Source organism: Providencia sp. JUb39, from assembly GCF_012272845.1.
Taxonomy (GTDB): Bacteria; Pseudomonadota; Gammaproteobacteria; order Enterobacterales; family Enterobacteriaceae; genus Providencia; species Providencia lanzhouensis.
Genome location: NZ_JAAWXD020000001.1, coordinates 989,931 through 1,011,962 on the forward strand (window position 1 = coordinate 989,931; position 22,032 = coordinate 1,011,962).

General features: G+C 45.0%; 20 protein-coding genes. 6 read left to right on the plus strand and 14 right to left on the minus strand.

What is annotated here, in order from left to right; genetic code table 11:
• Window positions 1-67: 67 nt before the first annotated feature.
• The 11 genes from hpaA to HFU86_RS04390 all read right to left on the minus strand — a co-directional run bounded on the left by hpaA (window position 68) and on the right by HFU86_RS04390 (window position 11,701).
• Window positions 68-946 carry a 4-hydroxyphenylacetate catabolism regulatory protein HpaA gene (hpaA, locus tag HFU86_RS04340; protein ID WP_187128787.1) on the minus strand — a complete coding sequence of 293 codons (879 nt, stop codon included), beginning with the start codon at window positions 944-946 and terminating at the stop codon, window positions 68-70.
• A gap of 257 nt (window positions 947-1,203) precedes the next feature.
• Entirely contained in the window at window positions 1,204-2,574 is a 1,371-nt protein-coding gene (hpaX, locus tag HFU86_RS04345) for a 4-hydroxyphenylacetate permease (RefSeq protein ID WP_036954007.1), read from the minus strand.
• 154 nt (window positions 2,575-2,728) lie between these two features.
• Entirely contained in the window at window positions 2,729-3,535 is an 807-nt protein-coding gene (gene hpaI / locus HFU86_RS04350) for a 4-hydroxy-2-oxoheptanedioate aldolase (RefSeq protein ID WP_036954009.1), read from the minus strand.
• Between the two features lie 10 nt (window positions 3,536-3,545).
• A complete protein-coding gene (gene hpaH, locus HFU86_RS04355) occupies window positions 3,546-4,349 on the minus strand; it encodes a 2-oxo-hept-4-ene-1,7-dioate hydratase (RefSeq protein WP_132496217.1) in 804 nt (267 codons plus the stop codon).
• 192 nt (window positions 4,350-4,541) lie between these two features.
• Window positions 4,542-6,005 (minus strand): NAD-dependent succinate-semialdehyde dehydrogenase, encoded by a 1,464-nt coding sequence (locus HFU86_RS04360; RefSeq protein ID WP_187128788.1) that lies wholly within the window; start codon window positions 6,003-6,005, stop codon window positions 4,542-4,544.
• Window positions 6,002-7,231: a Bcr/CflA family multidrug efflux MFS transporter gene (locus HFU86_RS04365; RefSeq protein ID WP_187128789.1), complete on the minus strand. Its 1,230-nt coding sequence runs from the start codon at window positions 7,229-7,231 to the stop codon at window positions 6,002-6,004. The genes HFU86_RS04360 and HFU86_RS04365 overlap by 4 nt, the downstream gene beginning before the upstream one ends.
• Window positions 7,232-7,287: 56 nt before the next feature.
• Window positions 7,288-7,671 (minus strand): 5-carboxymethyl-2-hydroxymuconate Delta-isomerase, encoded by a 384-nt coding sequence (locus HFU86_RS04370; RefSeq protein WP_036954018.1) that lies wholly within the window; start codon window positions 7,669-7,671, stop codon window positions 7,288-7,290.
• Window positions 7,672-7,680: 9 nt separating this feature from the next.
• The gene (gene hpaD / locus HFU86_RS04375; RefSeq protein ID WP_036954019.1) at window positions 7,681-8,562 is read right to left on the minus strand and encodes a 3,4-dihydroxyphenylacetate 2,3-dioxygenase; all 882 of its coding nucleotides are present in this window, start codon (window positions 8,560-8,562) and stop codon (window positions 7,681-7,683) included.
• 273 nt (window positions 8,563-8,835) lie between these two features.
• Window positions 8,836-10,302, minus strand: a complete 1,467-nt coding sequence (gene hpaE / locus HFU86_RS04380; protein ID WP_006657319.1) for a 5-carboxymethyl-2-hydroxymuconate semialdehyde dehydrogenase — start codon at window positions 10,300-10,302, stop codon at window positions 8,836-8,838.
• Complete coding sequence (locus HFU86_RS04385) at window positions 10,302-11,069, minus strand: fumarylacetoacetate hydrolase family protein (RefSeq protein ID WP_108479481.1); 768 nt, start codon at window positions 11,067-11,069, stop codon at window positions 10,302-10,304. The genes hpaE and HFU86_RS04385 overlap by 1 nt, the downstream gene beginning before the upstream one ends.
• Window positions 11,070-11,071: 2 nt before the next feature.
• Entirely contained in the window at window positions 11,072-11,701 is a 630-nt protein-coding gene (locus HFU86_RS04390) for a fumarylacetoacetate hydrolase family protein (RefSeq protein ID WP_036954023.1), read from the minus strand.
• 461 nt (window positions 11,702-12,162) lie between these two features.
• Between HFU86_RS04390 and hpaR the strand changes: the two genes are divergently transcribed.
• Window positions 12,163-12,609, plus strand: coding sequence for a homoprotocatechuate degradation operon regulator HpaR (hpaR, locus tag HFU86_RS04395; RefSeq protein ID WP_187128790.1), 447 nt, complete (start codon window positions 12,163-12,165; stop codon window positions 12,607-12,609).
• 149 nt (window positions 12,610-12,758) lie between these two features.
• Here the strand turns inward: hpaR and HFU86_RS04400 are convergent, their stop codons facing one another.
• The 3 genes from HFU86_RS04400 to cptA all read right to left on the minus strand — a co-directional run bounded on the left by HFU86_RS04400 (window position 12,759) and on the right by cptA (window position 17,661).
• On the minus strand, window positions 12,759-14,765 hold the full coding sequence (locus HFU86_RS04400) for a BCCT family transporter (RefSeq protein WP_187128791.1): 2,007 nt from the start codon (window positions 14,763-14,765) through the stop codon (window positions 12,759-12,761).
• A 525-nt stretch (window positions 14,766-15,290) separates the two neighbouring features.
• Window positions 15,291-15,746: a hypothetical protein gene (locus tag HFU86_RS04405; RefSeq protein ID WP_187128792.1), complete on the minus strand. Its 456-nt coding sequence runs from the start codon at window positions 15,744-15,746 to the stop codon at window positions 15,291-15,293.
• A gap of 205 nt (window positions 15,747-15,951) precedes the next feature.
• Window positions 15,952-17,661, minus strand: a complete 1,710-nt coding sequence (cptA, locus tag HFU86_RS04410) for a phosphoethanolamine transferase CptA (protein ID WP_132496222.1) — start codon at window positions 17,659-17,661, stop codon at window positions 15,952-15,954.
• A gap of 368 nt (window positions 17,662-18,029) precedes the next feature.
• Here cptA and HFU86_RS04415 point away from each other — a divergent pair, with 368 nt between their 5' ends.
• Genes HFU86_RS04415 through HFU86_RS04435 form a run of 5 tightly spaced genes read left to right on the plus strand, consistent with a single transcriptional unit; the run spans window position 18,030 to window position 21,782 of the window.
• Entirely contained in the window at window positions 18,030-19,208 is a 1,179-nt protein-coding gene (locus HFU86_RS04415; protein WP_132496223.1) for an ion channel, read from the plus strand.
• Between the two features lie 33 nt (window positions 19,209-19,241).
• Window positions 19,242-19,859 (plus strand): cytochrome c biogenesis heme-transporting ATPase CcmA, encoded by a 618-nt coding sequence (ccmA, locus tag HFU86_RS04420; RefSeq protein ID WP_132496224.1) that lies wholly within the window; start codon window positions 19,242-19,244, stop codon window positions 19,857-19,859.
• The gene (gene ccmB / locus HFU86_RS04425; protein ID WP_036954037.1) at window positions 19,859-20,524 is read left to right on the plus strand and encodes a heme exporter protein CcmB; all 666 of its coding nucleotides are present in this window, start codon (window positions 19,859-19,861) and stop codon (window positions 20,522-20,524) included. Before ccmA ends, ccmB begins: the two co-directional genes overlap by 1 nt.
• Window positions 20,525-20,565: 41 nt before the next feature.
• A complete protein-coding gene (locus HFU86_RS04430; RefSeq protein WP_243698993.1) occupies window positions 20,566-20,979 on the plus strand; it encodes a thioredoxin family protein in 414 nt (137 codons plus the stop codon).
• Entirely contained in the window at window positions 20,967-21,782 is an 816-nt protein-coding gene (locus tag HFU86_RS04435) for a sulfite exporter TauE/SafE family protein (protein ID WP_132496225.1), read from the plus strand. The genes HFU86_RS04430 and HFU86_RS04435 overlap by 13 nt, the downstream gene beginning before the upstream one ends.
• Window positions 21,783-22,032 lie beyond the last annotated feature (250 nt).

Consider the following 22,032-nt stretch of genomic DNA (forward strand, 5'->3'; position numbering starts at 1 on the left):
GACATCAAAAATGTTTGCATTATGTAAAATAATTTAAAGGGGATGCTAAAATTTTGATATCCGCGATCTAGTGGATATTTTGCTCACGCCATTGGCTCGGAGAGGTACCCTCAGAGCGATTAAAAAAGCGGGCAAAATAGGCTGGATCTTTAAATCCAAGTTGATAAGCAATTTCAGAAACGGGGCTATCGCAAAATAGCAGCATGCGTTTGGCTTCCCGCAAAATTCTGTCGAAAATGAGCTTTTTTGGTGGGCGGTTGGCGAATCGCCGGCACATATCTTTTAAGCGAGATTCGGTGACGCCGAGTTTATCCGCATAGTCAGGGACAGAGAGATGCTCGCGATAATGCATATCGATAAGCTGGTTAAAACGTTGGAATAATCGATGTTCACCACGAACGCCGCTAACATGATGTTCGTCAAGGGGGACAGAGCGCAGCAAAAAGGTAAATAAAGCTTGGGCAAGTGAAGATAACACTTGGTCTCGACCAATATAGTTATTCGCAGATTCCCGCGCCATTAAATCCCAATAATGATTAAAAGTTTCAATGTCTTGAGGCTTATCCGCGACAGATAAACAAATCGCCGGAATATCGACTCTATCCAGATTGGCAGAATAAAGAGACTCCAACAGTGGCGAAATTAAATCTTGCCGCACGGTTAATACATGCCCGTCAGTGTCTTCTTGGGTAAAAAACGCATGGGCGACAGAAGGGGGCGTCAAAATAAATAGCGGTGCCTGCACAGAATAACGAGACTCATCCAGCTGGAGAGTAATATGCCCAGTGACTAGATAGTGTAATTGGAAATAGCCATCGTGACGATGAGCCTGCATATCGCGGCCGAAGAAGGCGGCGAGTTTGCCGAAGGTTTGGTAGTGGACGTCGTCATTACCCAGGACGTCATCGTAGTCCTTCCCAATATCTATGTTTGTAATGCCCGTCATATTTCGACCCGTAGCGTTGTTGGCTGCTCTCCGCTACTCGAGTCACATACTTATGTATGCTCCCCGTGATATCGTCGCTTGCCGCCTAGCTACAAGCCGAACTATTTAGGGCAGTCCTAGAAAATTCGACTTATAGCATTATTGACTCAGTTTGAATTATTTTGGGGAATTACTCCCCTTTACCCTACAGATTTACGAACATTGGGCAGCCCCTGAGAATTCGGCCTGTAGTGCTCAATTTATTAAAGCTGGACCGCTTACGGTGTGGCTCTTGGTCTTGAGTTTTTCATTGGGATGGCGATGACCAGAAGGGCGCCGACCACCAGCAAACCGGCAACAAAATAGAGACCAGAATTGAAGCTACCCGTTTGATCTTTTAGCCAACCGATTAATAGTGGGCTGACCGCGGAACCTATATTACCTGTTGCGTTGATTACGGCAATGCCGATTGCGCGAGCGCGTAAACTGATCGACTGATCTGGCGTGGTCCAGAAAACGGCCATAGCAGTAAACGAACCGGTGGACGCCATAATGATCCCCAATAATTGGAGTATCGGCTGATGAGTCATCGCTGCGATGATCCAACCTGCCGCCGCAAACAAATACGGTAACGCAGTGTGCATCTTACGCTCTTGCAAGCGATCTGAGCGGCGACTCCAATAAATCATCCCCAAAATCGTACAGAACTGAGGGATCGCAGTTAATAGCCCAATCATGGCATTACTGCTGCCCTGATTAAAACTCTGCATAATTTGTGGCGTCCAAATATTAATGGCGCTCAACGTGTTAGTTAGACAGAAATAAGCCACGGTATACATTAAGATCACCGGGGTGAAAATCTCTTTCCACAAGCTGCTATTTTGCAGCGCAGTCTGGCTTTTTGAGCCGTGTGGCTGCACAAGCTCTAACTGGTCTTTATCCATCATTTCTTGCAGGGTGTCTTTATCTTCCTGAGTCAGCCATTTCGCTTTCTTCGGAGAATCATCCAGATAGAACCACACTAAAATACCCAGCAGAACGGATGGGAAACCTTCCAGTAAGAACAACCATTGCCAGCCTTTCAGATTTAACACACCATCTAGCCCTAAAATATAACCAGAAGCTAGTGAACCAAATGCCATAGTAACTGGCATGGCAATCATAAACAGAGCGTTAGCACGTGCGCGGAAATAAGCTGGGAACCAGTAAGTTAAGTAAACTAACATTCCCGGTAAGAAACCAGCTTCAGCAATACCCACCAGCATGCGTAAAATATATAAGCTGGTTGGCCCAGTCGCGAACATAGTGGCAGTGGAGGCAATACCCCATAGCACCATGATAGTGGCAATCCAGCGACGTGCGCCGACAATGCCAAGCATGATGTTACTTGGAATACCAAAAATAATGTAGGTGGCGTAAAACAGCGTCGCTGCCAGACCAAACATGGTGGACGTTAGACCAATGTCTTTCCCCATTGTTAGCCCCGCAAAGCCGATATTAATTCGGTCTAAGAACGAGAAAACAAACAGAACAAACAGAAATACGATCAGTCGTTTAAAAAGCTTATTAATTACCCGCTGTTGCGGTTCGGTAAGGTTCTTATGTTGCTCCGCAGGGTTGGTGCTAGCAACATTCTGTGAATGACTCATTATAATGCCCTCTAATTACAATTTATTATAGGTACAAGGGTCTACTAGGCAGTCATTTGGGCTGCCTTGTTGTGGTTGCGATTTTATTGCTTACTATCTAGGTCGCTCATGAGCGTAGGGTAAAATTGAGCGACCTAGAGGAGTTCAGATTGCTTTAGTACACGCTAGATGCGCTGTTATCCATATCGGAAACCGTTTTACCGAATTTTGCGGCAAGGGCTTCAGCGGTGCGCGCTAGTAATGTGGTATCCACGCCAACGGCGACAAACAAGGCGCCGAGCTTAATATAGTGTTCTGCGATATCCGGTGCCGCCATCAAAATTCCTGGCGCTAAACCTGCTGCACGAATTTGCTTAATGGCATCTTCAATCACCGCTTTCACTTCAGGATGGTTTGGATTGCCAGAAAAGCCCATATCCGCACTCAGATCCGCAGGACCGATAAAGACACCATCAACGCCTTCAACTTTGAGGATCTCAGGCAGATTTTTTATAGCTTCGCGGGTTTCCACTTGGACAATCACGCACATTTCATCGTTGGCGCGTTTTAAATAATCGGGAATACGATTCCAGCGAGAGGCGCGCGCTAAGGCACTGCCCACCCCACGAATTCCCGCGGGTGGATAACGAGTTGAGCGTACCGCTTGCTCTGCTTGTTCTGCATTTTGCACCATCGGCAGTAACAGCGTTTGTGCACCGATATCCAGCAATTGCTTGATAATCACTGGCTCATTCCACGCCGGACGAACTACCGGTTGTGATGGATAAGGGGCGATTGCTTGTAATTGCGCTAAGGTCGTTTGCACATTGTTTGGTGCATGTTCACCATCGATCAACAGCCAATCAAATCCAGCACCAGCAACCAGCTCAGCACTGTATGGGCTGCACAATCCTAGCCATAAACCAATTTGTGGTTTGCCTGTTTTCAGGGCTTTTTTGAATTTATTTTCTAACAGATCCACAGTGAACTCCTTATGCAAAGCGGCAGCTAATTGAGCCCATCACGCCGTAGTCAACGTGGAAAACATCCCCTTTACGAGCAGGAACAGGGCGAGTGAATGAACCGCCAAGGATAATTTGTCCCGGCTGTAACTCCACATTGTGTGGGGCTAATTTATTGGCTAACCATGCCACGCCATTGGCAGGGTGGTTGAGAACCGCCGCTGCAACGCCAGATTCTTCGATCACACCATTACGATAAAGCAGGGCGCTGATCCAGCGCATGTCTAAATCACGAGGTTTAATCGGACGTCCACCTAAGATCACCGCGCCGTTTGCCGCGTTATCTGAAATGGTGTCGAACACTTTACGTGGGCGGTTAGTGTCAGGATCGATATTGTGGCAACGGGCGTCGATCAGCTCTAAAGCGGGGATCACATAGTCCGTGGCGTTATACACATCAAATAAGGTGCAGTTAGGGCCGCGCAGCGGTTTTGCTAACACGAATGCCAGTTCAACTTCGATACGCGGAACGATAAAGCGATCCGTTGGGATATCACAGCCATCATCAAAGAACATATCATCGAGCAGTGCGCCATAATCAGGCTCATCAATCTGGGAACTGGCTTGCATCGCTTTGGATGTCAGACCGATTTTATGTCCTTTTAATACGCGCCCTTCCGCCAGTTTTAAGCCAACCCACTCTTTTTGAATGGCATAGGCATCTTCAATGGTCATTTCGGGATGATCCAGTGAGATTTGACGGATTTGCTGACGGCTTTTTTCCGCTTGGTTTAGGCGTTTAGCGATTGTTGAAATGGTATCTTGTTGCAACATCTTATTTTTCCTTTTGCACCTCAGCTCGTCATACTTCGAGCTATAACTATGTTAGCTTCACGATAGGCTTGCGCCTATCCCCTAGTCACACGGTATGCTCCTAGGGGATTAGTCTCATTTACTGTTTTGTTCTAACTTGAATTATTTAGAGCTAAGATTTTAAAAGCGAAGACCGCCAGCTAATGTTTCTTTCTAATTAGAAAGACCACCAAAGCAGAGATATTTCACTTCCAGATAATCTTCGATTCCGTAACGGGAGCCTTCACGACCAAGTCCTGACTGCTTAATACCACCAAACGGAGCCACTTCATTTGAAATAATGCCTTCGTTAATACCCACCATGCCGCTTTCTAATGCTTCAGCCACACGGTAGATACGTCCGATATCACGTGAATAGAAATAGGAAGCCAGACCAAACTCAGTGTCGTTGGCAAGATCGATAGCTTCTTGTTCATCACGGAATTTAAATAATGGTGCTAATGGACCAAATGTCTCTTCTTTCGCCACTTTCATGGATTCAGTCACATTGACTAATACCGTCGGTTCGAAGAACAGACCACCAAGGCTGGATGATTTACCGCCCGCAGCGATGCTCGCACCTTTAGCAACGGCATCCGCAATGTGCTCAGACACTTTATCCACGGCAGCTTGGTTGATGAGCGGACCTTGCTCTGAATCGGCTTGGGTCGCTGGACCAATTTTTAAGGCACTCACGGCTTTCGCTAGGCGAGCCGCGAACTCATCGTAAACGCCTTCTTGCACTAAAATACGGTTTGCACACACGCAAGTTTGTCCGCTATTACGGAATTTAGCGGCTAAAGCCCCTTGAACCGCAGCGTCTAAATCCGCATCGTCAAATACGATAAATGGTGCGTTACCGCCTAATTCCAGTGACATTTTTTTCACGGTATCTGCGCACTGTTCCATCAGTAATTTACCCACGCGGGTAGAACCGGTGAAGGTTAGTTTGCGAACGATAGGGCTTGAAGTCATAACCGCACCAATTGCTTTGGCATCGGTACCCGGAACGATATTGAATACGCCTGCTGGAATACCGGCTTCTTCACCTAATGCTGCTAATGCCAACGCAGATAATGGGGTTTCAGCCGCAGGTTTTAATACCATGGTGCAGCCCGCTGCGAGGGCAGGGCCGACTTTGCGGGTGATCATCGCATTCGGGAAGTTCCAAGGGGTGATAGCTGCGACCACACCCACAGGCTGCTTGATGGTCACTAAGCGGCGACCCGGCAGTGGGGATGGGATAGTTTCACCGTAAGTACGTTTACCTTCTTCGGCAAACCACTCAATAAAGCTGGCACCGTAGGCAATTTCGCCCATGGATTCATTGATGGATTTACCTTGCTCAGTACTCAGGATCTGCGCAAGTTCTTGTTGGTTTTCCATCATTAAACGGAACCATTTGTTCAGAATTTGGCTACGTTCTTTCGCGCTTTTGGCACGCCATGCTGGCAATGCTTTTTCTGCGGCTTCAATGGCTTGTTGAGTTTCAGTTGCACCCACATTACTGACGCGAGCAATCACTTCTCCATTTGCTGGGTTAGTCACATCAAACTGGCTACTGTCTTGGGCATTTACCCATTGACCATTAATGTAAGCCTGCTGGCGGAATAATATAGAATTGGTGTTTAAGCTCATTTTTCGTTGTTCTCCGAAGACACTGAATGAACGTGCGCGTGGACATTTTTAGCGGACAAGCGTTGGCTTGAAAAACTCAGTCCGGCACAAATCGCCATTACGAGTGCCATAGCAAATGGGGATTCATCTTGTAGTATGGACACTGCAACACTGGCAAGGGCTGCCAAGGCAAACTGAATTGAGATGGCGAGCGCACTGGCGCTGCCTGCGATTTTCCCGCGGTGTTGCAGTAACAGTGACAAACTGTTGGTGCCGATAGCATTAACCATCGATAGGAACAGAACCACTAGGATAACAATAATTGGTAGGCTTTGTTGATAGAAAATTAACAACAGAACACCAAAAATCAATTGGATACCGCTTTGCATGCCCAAAATTCGTGGCAGGCTATACACCTTGAGCAATCGGACATTCAGCAGCAACATGGCAATCATGCCCAAAATATTGCAGCCAAACAGCAGCCCATAATACTGTTCAGAAACACCAAAGTAGTTGATATACACAAACGGTGAACCACTGATAAAGGCGAACATACCAGCAAAAGAGAATGCCATAGTACCAATAATGCTCAGTGCTTCTCGGTCTGTGAGCACCAACCGATAATTATGAAAGGCGACACCGACTAAATTGCGGGATTCACGCTGATGAGGCAAGGTTTCAGGCAGCAGTAAGAAAATAGCTGAAACAGAGCACAGCCCCACGGCCGCGAGAACATAGAAAATCACCTGCCATTCAAAATGAATTAATAAAAAACCGCCCACTAATGGTGCTAATAATGGGGCTATCATGGTGACTAATGTCATCAGTGATAACACTTTAGGCAGCTCGCTAGAAGGATACACATCACGGGCAATGGCGCGCGCCATCACTATCGCTGCACCACTGCCAAATGCTTGCAATGCTCTAAAGGTAATTAAGGCTTCTGAGCTGGTGGCTTGCGCGCATAACAGGCTGGCGAGGGTGAAAATCGCCAGCCCACTGAGCAACATTTTACGGCGCCCCAGCAGGTCGCTCAGGGGACCATAAAACAGCATGCCGACACAGAAGCCCGCAAAGAATGCCCCGAGGGTGTACTGCATTTGTCCTTGGGTGGCATTCAGTGCTTGCGCCATTTGTGGCAAGGCTGGCAAGTACATATCAATCGATAGGGGACCGAACGCCACCAGTGAACCCAGTAACGGGATCAACCAGCGCGGTATCGGTCTATTGGTAAATGAAATTGGCATATTGCCCCCTATCGATATTCATCAATCACGATTTAAATTTTTATGACTTAAGCTTTTTATGATTTAAACAGTGCATGCACATTGTTCTGCTTATAGTTCAGAACAGGGTCAAGCTCTTCCATAGTGAAAGAGAGTGCCAAGTAACGTTTTGCCATCAGAGAGGCAAAATGGGTTTTGATCAGATCAAACAGCATTTCCCCAGTTTTTTGGCGATCTTCGAGGGAGCGACCCGCACCAATTTTTAAGGTCATATGCACAAACGCGTAATCGTGTTTGCCATCCGCCATTTGCCAAGTATCCAACCAGATTGCGCGGCTACGAATGCCCCCTAATGGGAAAATTCCAGTGCCAGCTAGCGCGCTGTTTACTTTAGCGAACAGCTCGGGTAGGGCTGCTTCTTCACGAATGTTGTCGGTGCATTCAGCATAAAAATGAGGCATATCTGCTCCTTATGCGTTGGCTGTTTGTTTGTCAGTGATAAACTTTGGTAGTGGGAAAATCGCGTTGATTTGCCCAGTTCCGGAGCTGGCGAACAGGTCGGTTAACACTTCCACTTTCTCATCATATTTATCCCAGCCCAGCAGACCCAGCAGCATCACGGTGTCATGCATATGACCTTCGCCATAGCAGTAATCCGCGTACTCCGGCAGCATTTTGCAGAACTCAGCAAAACGGCCTTCACGCCACAGTTTGACGACGCGTTTGTCCATTTGCTCATCGAATTCGCGGGTATAGCTGTTCATGCCGTCTTCTGCACGATGGTCATCGATAAAGCGGTGAGACAGGGAGCCGCTCGCGAGTACCGCCACTGTACCGTCATATTTTTCAATCGCAGTCAGTACGGCTTCGCCTAATTTACGGCTAGTTTCAAAGCTGTGTGAGGTACAGAATGCGGAGATAGAGATCACTTTAAAGTGGCGATCGCTGTTCATATAACGCATTGGAACCAGCGTCGCGTACTCCAAAGTTAGGCTTGGAATTTCATGGGCTTGAGCACGAACGCCTAGCTTGCGAGCTTCTTCACCAATCATCTGACCCAATACAGAGTTGCCGTCATACTCATATTCCATATCGCGGATAAAGTGTGGCAATTCATTACTGGTATAGATGCCTTTGAAGTGATCGGCGCAGTTAATGTGATAAGCGCTGTTAACCAGCCAGTGAGTGTCAAAAACAATAATGGTATCGACGCCGAGTTCACGGCAGCGACGACTAATTTCTTTGTGCCCATCGATGGCGGCTTGGCGACAGCCGTGGTTTTTGCCCGGCAGTTCAGATAGGTACATTGATGGGACGTGTGTAATCTTCGCCGTTAATGCCAACTTACCCATATTTATATCCTTACCCGTCATTCTTCAAGCTGTAGCGTTGTTGACTGCTCGCGCTAACCCTAGTCACATACTTATGTATGCTCCTAGGGATTAGCTTGTTTGTCGCCTAGCTACAACTCGAATTATTTAGGGTAAGACATCGAGTTTACCTAAGTTGTAGCTCTTCTAACGACCTGAAGTGACTTGGTTTATCAGTTTTAACGATGCTGAGTATCAATAGAATTCAGCGGAAAATGCTGGAATATAAGGTTTCCAGCACAGAGCGTTGTAAACTTACACACCCCAGCGTGGGATGTTGTGGTCGCCGTAGGAGATACAAACGTTCTTCATTTCGGCGAAGACTTCGAAGCTATACTCGCCGCCTTCACGACCCACACCAGAGGCTTTTACGCCGCCGAATGGTTGACGTAAATCACGGACGTTTTGGGTGTTAACAAACACCATGCCCGCTTCGATATTGCGAGAAAGACGCAGGATCTTACTGACATCTTGAGTCCAAATATAAGACGCCAGACCATACTCAACATCGTTCGCCATACGCAGACCATCTTCTTCGGTCTTGAATGGAATTAAACAAGCGACTGGTCCGAAGATCTCTTCTTGAGCCACACGCATGCGGTTGTCCACATCCGCCAGAACCGTTGGGCGCAGGAAATGACCATTTTTCAAATGAGCTGGCAGATCTGTTGGTTTGTCTGGGCCACCCGCTAACAGAGTTGCACCTTCTTCCATACCAATACGGATATAACCAGATACTTTGTTCCAGTGCTGTTGGCTGATCAGGGCGCCCACTTGGGTTTTTGGATCGGTAGGGTCGCCGACGATCAGGCGATTTGCACGCTCAGCAAAGCGTTTCACAAATTCTGGGTAAATGCTTTCTTGGATGAAAATACGTGAACCCGCGGTACAGCGCTCTCCATTGATAGAGAAAATAGTGAACAGCGCGGCATCCATTGCACGTTCAATGTCGGCATCTTCAAAAATCAGAACCGGAGATTTGCCGCCTAATTCCATTGAGTATTTTTTCAGACCCGCGTTTTGCATAATGGCGCGACCGGTTGCGGTGCCTCCTGTGAAGGAGACTGCGCGAACGTCATGGTGTTTTACCAGAGCGTCACCCGCAGTAGCACCATAACCTTGCACCACGTTCAGTACGCCCGCAGGGATACCCGCTTCAAGGGCTAATTCACCTAAACGGTTTGCAGATAGTGGAGACAGTTCAGACATTTTCAGAACCGCGGTGTTACCCAGCGCTAAACACGGTGCTGTTTTCCATGTTGCGGTCATAAATGGCACGTTCCATGGCGAGATTAACCCGCATACACCCACTGGCTGGATCAGGGTGTAGTTCATCATTTTGTCGTCAACTGGATAGGTGCGACCATTCATTTGCTGACAAATTTCAGCAAAGAATTCAAAGTTATGAGATGCGCGAGGAATCAGTACGTTTTTAGTTTGGTGGATAGGTAAACCAGTATCGTTGGTTTCCATCTCAGCAATTTGCGGAACGTTTTCGTCGATCAGCTCACCTAAGCGGCGCATTAAGCGTGCGCGCTCTTTCATTGGCGTGTTTGCCCACTTAGGGAAGGCTTCTTTTGCAGCGGCAACCGCTTGGTTGATTTCGTCTTGACCGCCGGATGCCACTTCCGCTAATACTTCACCCGTTGCTGGGTTAGTGGTTTCGAAATACTCTTTGCTTTCAACGTTTTTGCCGTTGATCCAATGGTTAATCTTAGTCATCACACTCGCTCCTCATACTCTTTTTCGCTGATAATGGTATTGATCAGCCTGCCCACACCTTCAACTTCAACGATCACTTCATCACCTGGAACCACATCGGACAGCCCTTTTGGCGTGCCCGTTGCGATCATGTCCCCTGGTTGCAGTGTCATAAAGTCACTCAGGTAGGCAATTAAAAATGGGATATTAAAAATCAGATCCGCGGTGGTGCCTTTTTGACGCAATTCACCATTAACGTAGGTGTACAGTGCGAGGTTGTGTGGATCTTTAATATCTGATTTGTCTACCATCCATGGGCCGATTGGCGTCAATGTATCGCGGCTTTTTACGCGTAGGTTTGGACGGTAGTAATTCTCTAAATAGTCACGGATAGCGTAGTCATTACACACGGTGTAACCCGCGACGTAATCCATGGCATCTTCTTGGGACACTTTGTGAGCCGCTTTGCCAATAATCACCACCAGCTCAGACTCATAGTGCATATATTCAACATTGTCTGGGCGAACGGATACTTGGCGGTGACCTGTTAAGCTGTTTTCAGCTTTGATAAAAATCAGAGGCTCTTCTGGTGGCTTAAATTCTAATTCAGTGGCGTGGTCGGCATAGTTCAGACCCAACGCGAATAAAGTACCTTGTGCAGGTGGTAGCCATTCAACATCTGCGCTATCGCCAGAGATCACGTTGCCATTTGGCAGTTTGATAGCTTCGTTGTCACCGACAGTGACGGAATACTCAGTGCCTTGATAACGAATTTTTGCGTGTTTCATGATTATTGTCCTCCTGCCGCAACAACGCTGTTCTTGAGGCTTGGGAAGCCAGCTGCTTGGATCTCAACCTGATCACCCGGTTTGATGGTAACGCGCTGATGAGGAGTGCCCAGTAAAATCACGTCCCCTTGTTTTAGGGTTGCGAAGTCGCTCAATGCAGCCACTAATTCGCTTGCGCTACGAACGAGATCCTTGGTTGACCATCTGTCAGCTTCTTTGCCGTTAATCAGTGTCACTATCTCAACAGGTGAAGATAACGACGTTTTCACTAACTCGCCGATTGGGCAGAAAGTATCACGGCATTTTGCTTTAATCGCAGGGCGGTAGAAGGTGTCTTCTGGCAGGCTAACTTCATTCGCCAGTGCAAAGCCAGCAATGAACTCCAACGCATTTTGTGCAGTCACTTTGCGTGCATCTTTACCAATCACCAGCGCCAGCGTTGCACCGCTTTGTACTTCTTCACCAGCAGGATGCAGGATGTTATCCCCGGAATTAATGCGTGTATTACGCGGCTTAATAAACCACACAGGTGTTTTCGGTGGGGTTTTATAAGGGGCTTGCTGGAACGCCTCGAGCCAATGATCAAGTTGGCTTTGATGGTTGAGGGCAACGGCAAAAACAGTGCCTTTCATTGACAACTCCTTATTAAAGAGATCGATTCTGAGTAATTATTAATATATTAATAAAGTATTATTTTGTAATAAGCAATAGCTTTATGGAAATGTTAATTTTAATTGTGATCTTATTAACATAATAAAGGGGGCTTCATGTAACTTGCTGTATATAATGAGTTTATTATTTTTTTAACTTTTAAAAATTTACAATATATTAACTTTGATTTTTTGATAAAATTTATTTACTCATTAATATTTTGGTGTTTTTCTTTGTGATTGTTAGTACTGCATGCTACTCTTGCATTTAAGATAATTGAGTGTGTTGCAGTTACCCTATGATTTATTGCTAACCCTAAAGCGACGTTAAAAACCGTCGCGTTAAAAATGGCAGCGTTAAAAATGGTAACCAGCACGGAGGCTGACTAACCCCCGGTAGTGGGTGTTTCATAACTTTAAATAGCGTGGTGAGTTTTAAGCTTATGCATGAATCATTGACAATTGCATTATTACAGGCGCGAGAGACCGCAATGGGCTTCTTTCGACCGATATTAAAGTCCTATAATTTGACCGAACAGCAATGGCGTATCATTCGCGTGCTAGCGGATAATCGCTCTATTGATTTTCATGAATTATCAGTGCAAACCTGTATTTTGCGTCCAAGCTTAACGGGGATTTTGACTCGTATGGAACGCGAAGGGCTTATTTTCCGTTTAAAGCCATTGAATGACCAACGTAAACTGTATGTCTCACTGACCCCTACAGGGCAAGAGTTGTATGACAAGGCACGTCAGGAAGTTGAAGAGGGTTATCAAAAGATTGAACAGGCTTTCTCTCAAGAGAAAATGCAGCAATTGACGGCTCTGCTGGATGAATTGATTGCGCTGGAGAGCCCAGATTACAGCAATATTAGAAGTAAAATAGCATAAATACTCGTCATACTTTGAACCGCAGCGTTGTTGGTTGCGCTCAGCTACTCGGGTCACATACTTGTGTATGCTCCCCGAGATAGCTTCTCTTACCGCCTAGCCGCAATTCAAATTATTTAGAGTATTGTTTTTCTGGCATATTTTAGTGATCACTTGCCGAGCAAGTGCAAGAAGTGAATATGTTTTTCATACTGGTCGAGGATGTCATGAATGATCTGCTCTTTCGCCCAGCCCATCACGTCGTAATCCTGCCCACCTTCTTTTAAGTGAATTTCTGCGCGATAGTATTTTTGCTCTTCACTGCGCTCTTCATCGTTGTCTGTTCCCATACCTGCCAAGGCAAAGGCCGGCTGAATATAGTAACGTAGGCGAACTTCGTATAAAAAGTTCATATCTTCGCCTAAATCCACCTCAAATCCAATCCTATCGTCTTTATCGGTATGGATATGGCAAACCGTGCCTTGCTTGGCGAGCTCCTCAGAAACCATCTCCATGGATGGTTTAACGGACTCTTCCATAAAGCGTTTTACATGAGCGCGTTTCGGGAAATAGACAATATTACGTAAGCGGCGCTGCCACGGAATAGGGTTACGGCTTGCGGTTGGTGCGATAGTGGCTAATTGCTGGCTATCACGCTTATAGGCATCCACTCGTAACGCTTTGAATAATCCATAAATGGAGACAAGCAGCACAGCAGCGAATGGCAAGGCACTAGCGATGGTTAAGGTTTGCAGCGCCTGCAAGCCTCCCGCCAACAGCATGGTGATAGCCACAACACCCATTAATCCAGCCCAGAAAATACGTTGCCAGACTGGCGTATCGGAATCGCCACCCGAGGCGAGGGTATCGACGACCATGGCACCGGAGTCAGCGGAGGTGACAAAGAACACTACCACCATCAGCATGGCGAAGAACGATAATACCGTAGAGAACGGGAAGTAAGTTAGAAACTCAAATAGAGCGAGTGACACATCGGATTGCACCGTTTCTGCCAGTCGGGTTGCCCCTTGGTTTTTGATTAAATCAATGGCGGTATTACCAAAGAACGTCATCCACATCAGGGTAAAGCCCGCAGGAACAAACAGAACGCCAGTGACAAACTCACGAATGGTACGACCGCGAGAAATTCTTGCGATAAACATCCCAACAAATGGTGACCATGATAACCACCAGCCCCAATACAGCAACGTCCAACCCCCTAGCCAATCACTGGATTTGGGTTCGTAGGCATATAAGTTAAATGTTTTGCTGACGATCTCTGAGAGATATCCCCCCGTATTTTCAACAAAGGATTTTAGCAATAAGACCGTCGGACCTAAGATCACAATCAACAGTAACAACAGGAAGGCGAGACCGAGGTTCAGCTCAGATAAAATACGTATCCCTTTATCTAATCCAGAGACGACGGATAAGGTCGCGAGAGCGGTGAAGGCGATAATCAAGCCGACTTGCACAGTCTCATTCACCGGTAAACCGAACAGGTGGTTCATTCCCGCGTTAACTTGCAGTACCCCAAAGCCAAGAGAGGTCGCGACACCAAATACGGTACCGACTACCGCAAACACATCCACAGCATGACCTAAAGGACCATAAATTCGGTCACCAATAATGGGATATAGGGCTGAGCGCAGGGTGAGTGGCAATCCGTGGCGATAGCTGAAAAAGGCCAGAATCAAGGCGACAATGGCGTAGATAGCCCAAGCGTGTAATCCCCAATGGAAGAACGTCAGGCGCATGGCTTCTTTGGCTGCTTCTACGGTTTGCGGATCCCCTACTGGTGGGTTGAGATAGTGCATGACGGGCTCGGCAACGCCGAAGAACATCAAGCCGATCCCCATTCCAGCGGAGAACAACATGGCAAACCACGAGACATAGCTGAAGTTGGGCTGTGCGTGATCAGGACCTAATTTTATCTGTCCATAACGCGAGAGTCCCAGATAAGTCACACTCAACAAAATGATGGCTACAGCGAGAATGTAGAACCAACTGGCGTTGTTAAATAGGTTCTTTTGAAGATGACTTAGATGAGATTCTGCCATTTCAGGCATTAAGGCGGCAAAACCGACGATAAGCAGAATAATGATAGCCGAACTGTAAAACACAGGGGGGCTGATTTTGGTGCGTACTTTTTTGTTTTCAGTCACGTTTTGACTCATAACGACCTTCTTTGATTTTTATTTTATTTTTTGCATACCAATCTTAAGGGGGCATGCGGCGAGCTGTCCTTCTGAATGAAACAATAGGTTATTGCGAAAGGGTTTCCCTGTAGGAAACGAAATAGAAAGAACAATAAAATGGCTAAATTGTGAGCGTTGATAACGGTGATTTATGGCTGAATTATCAACAAAAATTGGTAAGTGGTGACCCCCTTTGAAGCCTGTGATGAACAAAAAACGAAAGGGTATACTGCCATGGTAGGCATCAATGATCAACCTAAGGGGTAAAATGAAAATAAATAAAGGGTGTAAATTTCATGTTATTTATCAATTCATTGTTTATTTATCTTACTGTATTTTGGTGTTATTTATGGGAATGTGGCCAAGGGAGCAAAAGAGATAATTATGTGGCTAAAAATAGCCTTAAAGCGGGCTAAATAGCAAAATGAATTAACGCTTATGCACATAAAAAAAGCAGACAATATCAGTCTGCTTTGGAATGAAAAAAGGGGAAAATGCGATAATTTATTTCTTCGCATCATTCTCTGATTTTAACGCTTCAGTTTTGTCTTTAGCGTCAGTGGCGAGTTCGTCAGCCTTGTTAATGGCATCCGTTTTCATGTCTTGCGCTTTTTCTGAAAACTCACTAGATGCTTTGTCATACTGTTCTTTGAGCTTATCGGCGGAGTCGGATGCGTCTTGTTTCAGCTCATCCGCTTTTTTCTCACCTTGGTCTGCTAACTCTTTGGCTTTGTCTGAGAGTTCAGATGCTTTGTCAGAAGCATCGTTTTTTACATCTTGCGCAGTGGCTTTTGCGCTATCAGATAACTCGGTCGCTTTTTGCTCAGTCGCATCTTTTAACTGGGTAGCTTTTTCTTCGACTTGTTGAACCGCGCTGTCTTTTTTGGATGAGTCATCGCAGCCAGCAACAAGGGTTAAAACACCAGCAACAACAAGAGAAGAAATGATTTTATGTTTCATTATTAATTCCTTAACAGGTCATGTTAGAAAAATACTAATTAAACGGTAAATTCATTTGGGGCTAAAATACCGACATAAACACATCAAAATGTAGCACACGAAATGGAAAAAGATCCATGTGGCGTCTGTAAAGATGTGTGGAAAGGTGCTTGTGTGGGAAGGAGAGAGCGCAAGTGAGTAAACACCCACTTGCGCTGATTGAGGGTTATTTCTTTAAGTCGTCATACAGCATCATGGATGCTTTATTTTCTGGGTCACCAATCCAACGAGGTTGTGGTTGGTACTCATTGTTAATCAGACTTTTTTGTGGCTCAAATCCGGTGTACTTGAAACCTGCCAAATCAGACCATGTATAGATAAAATCCATATTGCTGTATGGGCGAGCGGTTTTATCTTTCAAGTCAAATTGATGAGTCTGTAACCATTCTGGCGACTGCCATACTAAGAATGGAACGTTGTACATCACTTTGCTTGGCTTGCCTTCACTACGACCTAACATTTCATGTGGCGGCGTGTCGTAAACATCTTCACCATGATCGGAGAAGAAGACTAAGAAACCATTTTCTTTCGAAGAATCGAAATCTTTAATCAGCGTAGAAACCACATAGTCATTGTAATGCTGAGCATTATCATAGGCATTGTAATCTTTGATTTGGTCGCCTTTTAAGTTGGTTGGCACTGGGCTATTGCTATCGGTGAAGATGGCTTTATCTTCAGGATAACGGAACTCATAGCGCATATGGGTACCCAACAGGTGCACCACAATAAATTTCTTCTCAGCAGGATCGGCTAAGGCTTCTTTGAATGGGTCAAGTACCACGTCATCATAAATACGGGAGCTTTGCGCCATATCGTTGTTCAAATAATATTGCTTATCGGTTTGACGAGAGAACGCTGTTAACAGCGTATTTCGTTCGGTCATGGTTTGCTGATTGGTGATCCAGAATGTTTTAAAGCCCGCTTGCTTCATCATATTCATAATCGATGGGCGGGAATTAAACAGATCAGGCTCAGTTTCTGAAGCAAAAGTTAAAATCTGTTGCAACGCTTCGATGGTATAAGGGCGTGGCGTGACCACATCATTAAAGACCGTCAAATTGTTTGGATACTGTTTTTCCAGTTGATCAAGCTCTGGCGTTGTTTGACGAGAATAGCCATACAAGCTCATTCTGTCGCGGCTGGTGGATTCACCAATCACTAACACAAACGTTCTTGGGGTATTGCCATTGGCATCAACAAAGTTTTCTAACGGTGGAATTTTGCTGTTGTCGCGGATTAATTCTTCCATGTTTGCCAGTTGATTCTTATACAGGAAGTAACCACTTACAAACTGCCATGGTGCGGCATACGCTAATTTACTGTTAACGTAGGAAACGACGTTCTCAAAAGGACGCTGCTGTTTGATGGCTTTGTTGTAGTAAGGCACACCAAATAGCACGATCAGAACGAGCGCGGACACAATCACGCGTCCAGGTACTGGCAACGTGACAGGTTTTAAACGTGTCCATAGGAAAATAGCACCAAGGGTATAAGCCAAAATCACCGCAATCACTTTAAAGCTCAGATATTGGCGTAGGAATTCACCCGCTTCGTTGGTGTTAGTTTCGAACATCACAAACATCACGCTTTGGGATAATTGATGCCCATACACCACGAAATAAGCAAGAGCGACGACCGAGGATAGCCATAAAACAATCCCGATTAAGCCTGCTACTAGTTTGATTTTTCGAGGGAAAAATAGTGCGGGAACGAGCCAGAGTGAGCTATAGAGTAGAGAATCTCTCAACCCGATGGTATTACTTTGCCCGGTGACAACCACATACAGCTGTAGTAAAGATGAAAAATACCAGAAAAATATTAGCAGCCAGAACAAGGACATCCAGCTAAACTTTCCTGCTTTTATCGAATTAACCATAAATTTTTAGCTCTTAATTATTAGTTTCGTTAAGTAACAATCAAAACATAGTCGAAAAATCGTTTTTTAGATAGATAGTTATCGAGTAAGTTCAAATTATATTAAGAATGTGTTTACTGTTTTATTGTTTATTGTAGATGCAGATAAGGACTAATTTATTACATTGTTTATCAATGATTTTTAAATCATTTATAAATTTTTCTTTTTGGCGCTCATTTAATGATTAACCCGTTAAGAAATGAGGCTTTCCTTCACATTTTTCATTTATTGCATAAGCAATGGAATTGATATTATTCTTTGTTAATCTATTAGCTAGAAATACTGATGGCATTTAATTGATAGGGGATGCTTAATGCGAGGCATAAACGATGCTAGATAACGCCTTTGTGGCTTTTTTGAAATCCGCTTTAGCCGTGAGAATTCTGCTCTCCATTTTGATTATCGTTGATGGCGGGCTCATCTTAAAGCCCATCTTAAGTGCTTACACGGACTATATCGATTGGCGCCAAAGTGGATTTACCGAGTGGTTAAAATCCTTAGGGTTTATGAAATTGCTGGATATTCCCCGCTTCTTGTTGGGTATCTCGCTTATCTTTCTTTCGCTATTTATGATCAATGGCGCGCGCATTGCATGGGTTTTCGCACTCTTATTATTGGCAATCATTGCCTTTGTTGACTTAAAAGTGGCGACGGAACATGTGCGACAAGGTTATTTCTCTTTTGGCTTGTTTGTCGCATTAACACTCTTTTGGAAACTGTACCCTCGACACAGCATCAGTAGCGCGGGGTTTGTGGCGCTCACCTGTATTATTTCATTATTGCTCTATTCCATTTTCGGTACGCTGTATATCGGCGATGAATTCTTACCCGTTGTGAAGGATGGCACCACGGCATTTTATTTTGCGCTGGTGTGTATGACGACCGTAGGGTTTGGCGATATTGTTCCTGTCACCCTGGACGCTAGGGTCTTTACGGTGACTGTAATTATCTTAGGGATCACCATTTTTACTACCTCCGTAGTGTATGTGGTAGGCGTATTAGCCAAAGGTACCAAAGAGATTGTTCGCAAGAGGTTTTCATATATGAAAAATCATTATGTGGTGATTGGTAGTACACCGATGGCGGTTAACGTCTATCAAGCACTGAAAAAACGGGAACTGCCTGTCGCCGTGATTTGCCAAGAAAGTCACCGCAGCCACTATCCCGAAAAAGATAATATCGTGACAGGAGACCCAACGGACTCCGCTTTATTGGCAGAAGCCAATGTGAAACAGGCGAAATGTGTGCTGATCATGACCGATAGTGACTCGTTAAGTACCTTTGCCTTGCTCGGTGTAAAAGCGCAATCGGGCAGTAAAAGCGAAGCAAAAACCGTGGTATTGGTTAACCAAGAATCAAACATGGATAAAATCCGTTTGCTGAACCCAGATATGCTGTTTTCACTCTCATCCCTTGGCTCGGAAGTTTTGATGCAAGTGCTTTGCGGTGAAACAATTTCTAATGACAGCATTAGTGATATGCTGCTGAACAATATTACAAAAAGCTAGCGACCTCACGGATGTTAAAAGGAACTCAGCCCCATGTTAAGTGCGGATAAAATTGCCTGCCATCGACAAAATAGAACGCTATTTCGGCAGCTGGATTTTTCGGTTATGCCGAACCAAATTTTGCAGGTAGAAGGACCTAACGGGGCAGGGAAAACCACACTGTTACGCATGATGGCTGGGTTATTAAAGCCGGATGAAGGTGAAATTTTATGGCAGCAGCACTCCATTGAAAAACTTAAAGAAGAGTTTACTCGGCACTTGCTGTATCTGGGGCATAAACCGGCTGTTAAATCACTGTTAACCCCCTATGAAAACCTGAAATTTTATTACCAAATGCACCACCAAGAACCTGAAGGCGACAAAATTTGGTCTGCGCTCGAAGAAGTCTCTTTGATGGGGTATGAGGATATTCCTGTCGGGCAGCTTTCAGCAGGGCAACAGCGCCGAGTCAACCTTGCCCGCTTATGGTTAAGCGACGCGCCACTGTGGATTTTGGATGAGCCATTCACTGCCATTGATGTGGCGGGAGTAAATCGTTTAACGGAGTGTTTTCATCAACATGCAGATCAAGGTGGCATGATTTTATTTACGTCGCACCAAGCGATGACAGGGCACTTCGGGACATTAAAACTGACAGGCGGGTACGAGTGATGTTTTGGCTATTAATAAAAAGAGAGCTCAAAATTGCCTTTCGTAGCTTCTCCGAATTGGTTAACCCACTGTGGTTTTTCTTAATCGTCATCACGCTTTTTCCATTGAGCATTGGTCCTGAACCGCAATTATTGGCACGGATCTCTGTGGGGATTTTCTGGGTGGCCGCCATTTTATCGTCGCTGCTATCGTTAGAGCGTTTATTTAAAGATGACTATCTGGATGGGTCGTTAGAGCAATTATTGCTGGCGCCGCATCCTCTGTTTATCACGGTTTTAGCCAAAGTGATTTCCCACTGGCTAGTGACGGGGCTGCCGCTGGTGTTACTTTCTCCTGTTGCAGCGGTAATGTTATCAATTAATGGCGACACATTATTGGTGCTAGCGGGGACGTTACTGCTAGGAACGCCAGTATTGAGCTTTATTGGCGCGATTGGTGCGGCACTCACCGTATCATTAAAAAAAGGGGGCGTGCTGGTTAGTTTACTGGTGCTACCGCTGTATATTCCGGTATTAATTTATGCGACGGGCACGATGGAAGCATACAGTTTTAATATGCCTCTTGGCGGATATTTTGCGATCCTCGGCGCACTATTTGCCGCAAGCATCACCTTTTCTCCGTTGGCGATTGCTGCCGCATTGAAGATCAACGTGAGTAACAGCTAGGGGAGATTTTTTCCAACTGAGCTGATACAGTCGGTGATGTGATGCACAGTGCAAAAGGAAAAAACGTCATGCCCTCGGTTCCCCTTATCAATAGCGATAATTTTAGCCGGCTGTTATCTGACCCGATGCAGCCGAGCGGGCAATGGGCGTTAATCTATTTTTGTGCATCATGGTGCCAGCCATGTAAGACCATGCAGCCTATCTATTTACAACTCACGGATTACTTTTCTGATAATGGCACGCACTTTGGCGGTCGTATAAATTTTGGTGGCAGTATAAATTTTGGAATAGTAGATATCGCCCAATCTCCAACAATAGCCCCTCAGTATGGAATTAAATCCGTGCCTTCCATTGCGCTTTTCCATGATTCTCGTCTTGTGGATTTAATGGCAGGGGAATATCGACTTTCACAGCTGATTACTCAAATAGAAAATAGGTTGCTATGTTCACATTGATATTAGAAGGCTTGGTGATTGGCTGCCTATTAGGATTAACGGGCGCTGGTGGTGGTATTTTAGCGGTTCCTGCCTTGATGACATCTCAAGGATGGGGCGTTGCACTCGCCGCACCTGTGGGGTTATTGGCTATTACATTGGCGGCATTAGTTGGTGTTATTCAAGGGCTTATTCAGCAGAATATTCGTTATAAAGCGGCTATTTGGATTGCGTTAATTAGCATTCCTACCGCGAAATATGGCGTTTATTTAGCACAAATTATTTCACCCCAATGGCTGACTTTAGCATTTAGTCTTGTGATGCTGGTGGTTGCATATCGTATTGTTTTTAAAAAAGTAATTAAAGATGATGATGCTCCGTGCAAAATAAACCAGCAAACGGGAAAATTTATTTGGAATATCAAAACGGCATCTATATTAGGGGGAATTGGATTAGTTGCTGGATTACTGACGGGGCTATTAGGTGTAGGCGGCGGGTTTATTATTGTGCCTGCAATGAAAAAGTTCACCAATTTAAACCTTAAAAGCATTATTGCCACCTCGCTGATGGTGATATTCCTCATTGGCAGCATTAGTATTTCAATTAATATATTGAATGGTTTTGAATATCCATTAGAGGTGAGTGCAACTTTTATTTTAGCCTGCGTTTTGGGGCTGGTTGTTGGGCGTTTTTTGATTGGCTATATCCCTGTTAATATTGTTCAAAATATATTTGCATTATTGATTGTTTTTGTTTCATTTTATTTGTTATATTCAATTTTTGTTTTTATGAAAAATAATGGGATCTCCAGTTTTTTAATATAGTAACTTCATTTCCACTACTCATTTATTAGTGGTTTTTCAGTTATTTTACTTTTAAAATATTTTTTTATATTTGGCTTGATTCAAATTGAGAATATTAGGCATAAGATGCTATTGGTTTGATGTATAAGAAAGAAAACTGATTTATCTTCAATGATAAACAGGTATAATGGATTAATCGCAATTCTTATTCAGCAGCGACATCAACAGGACACGCTATACCCTACCAAATACAATAATCATTACAGGTTGA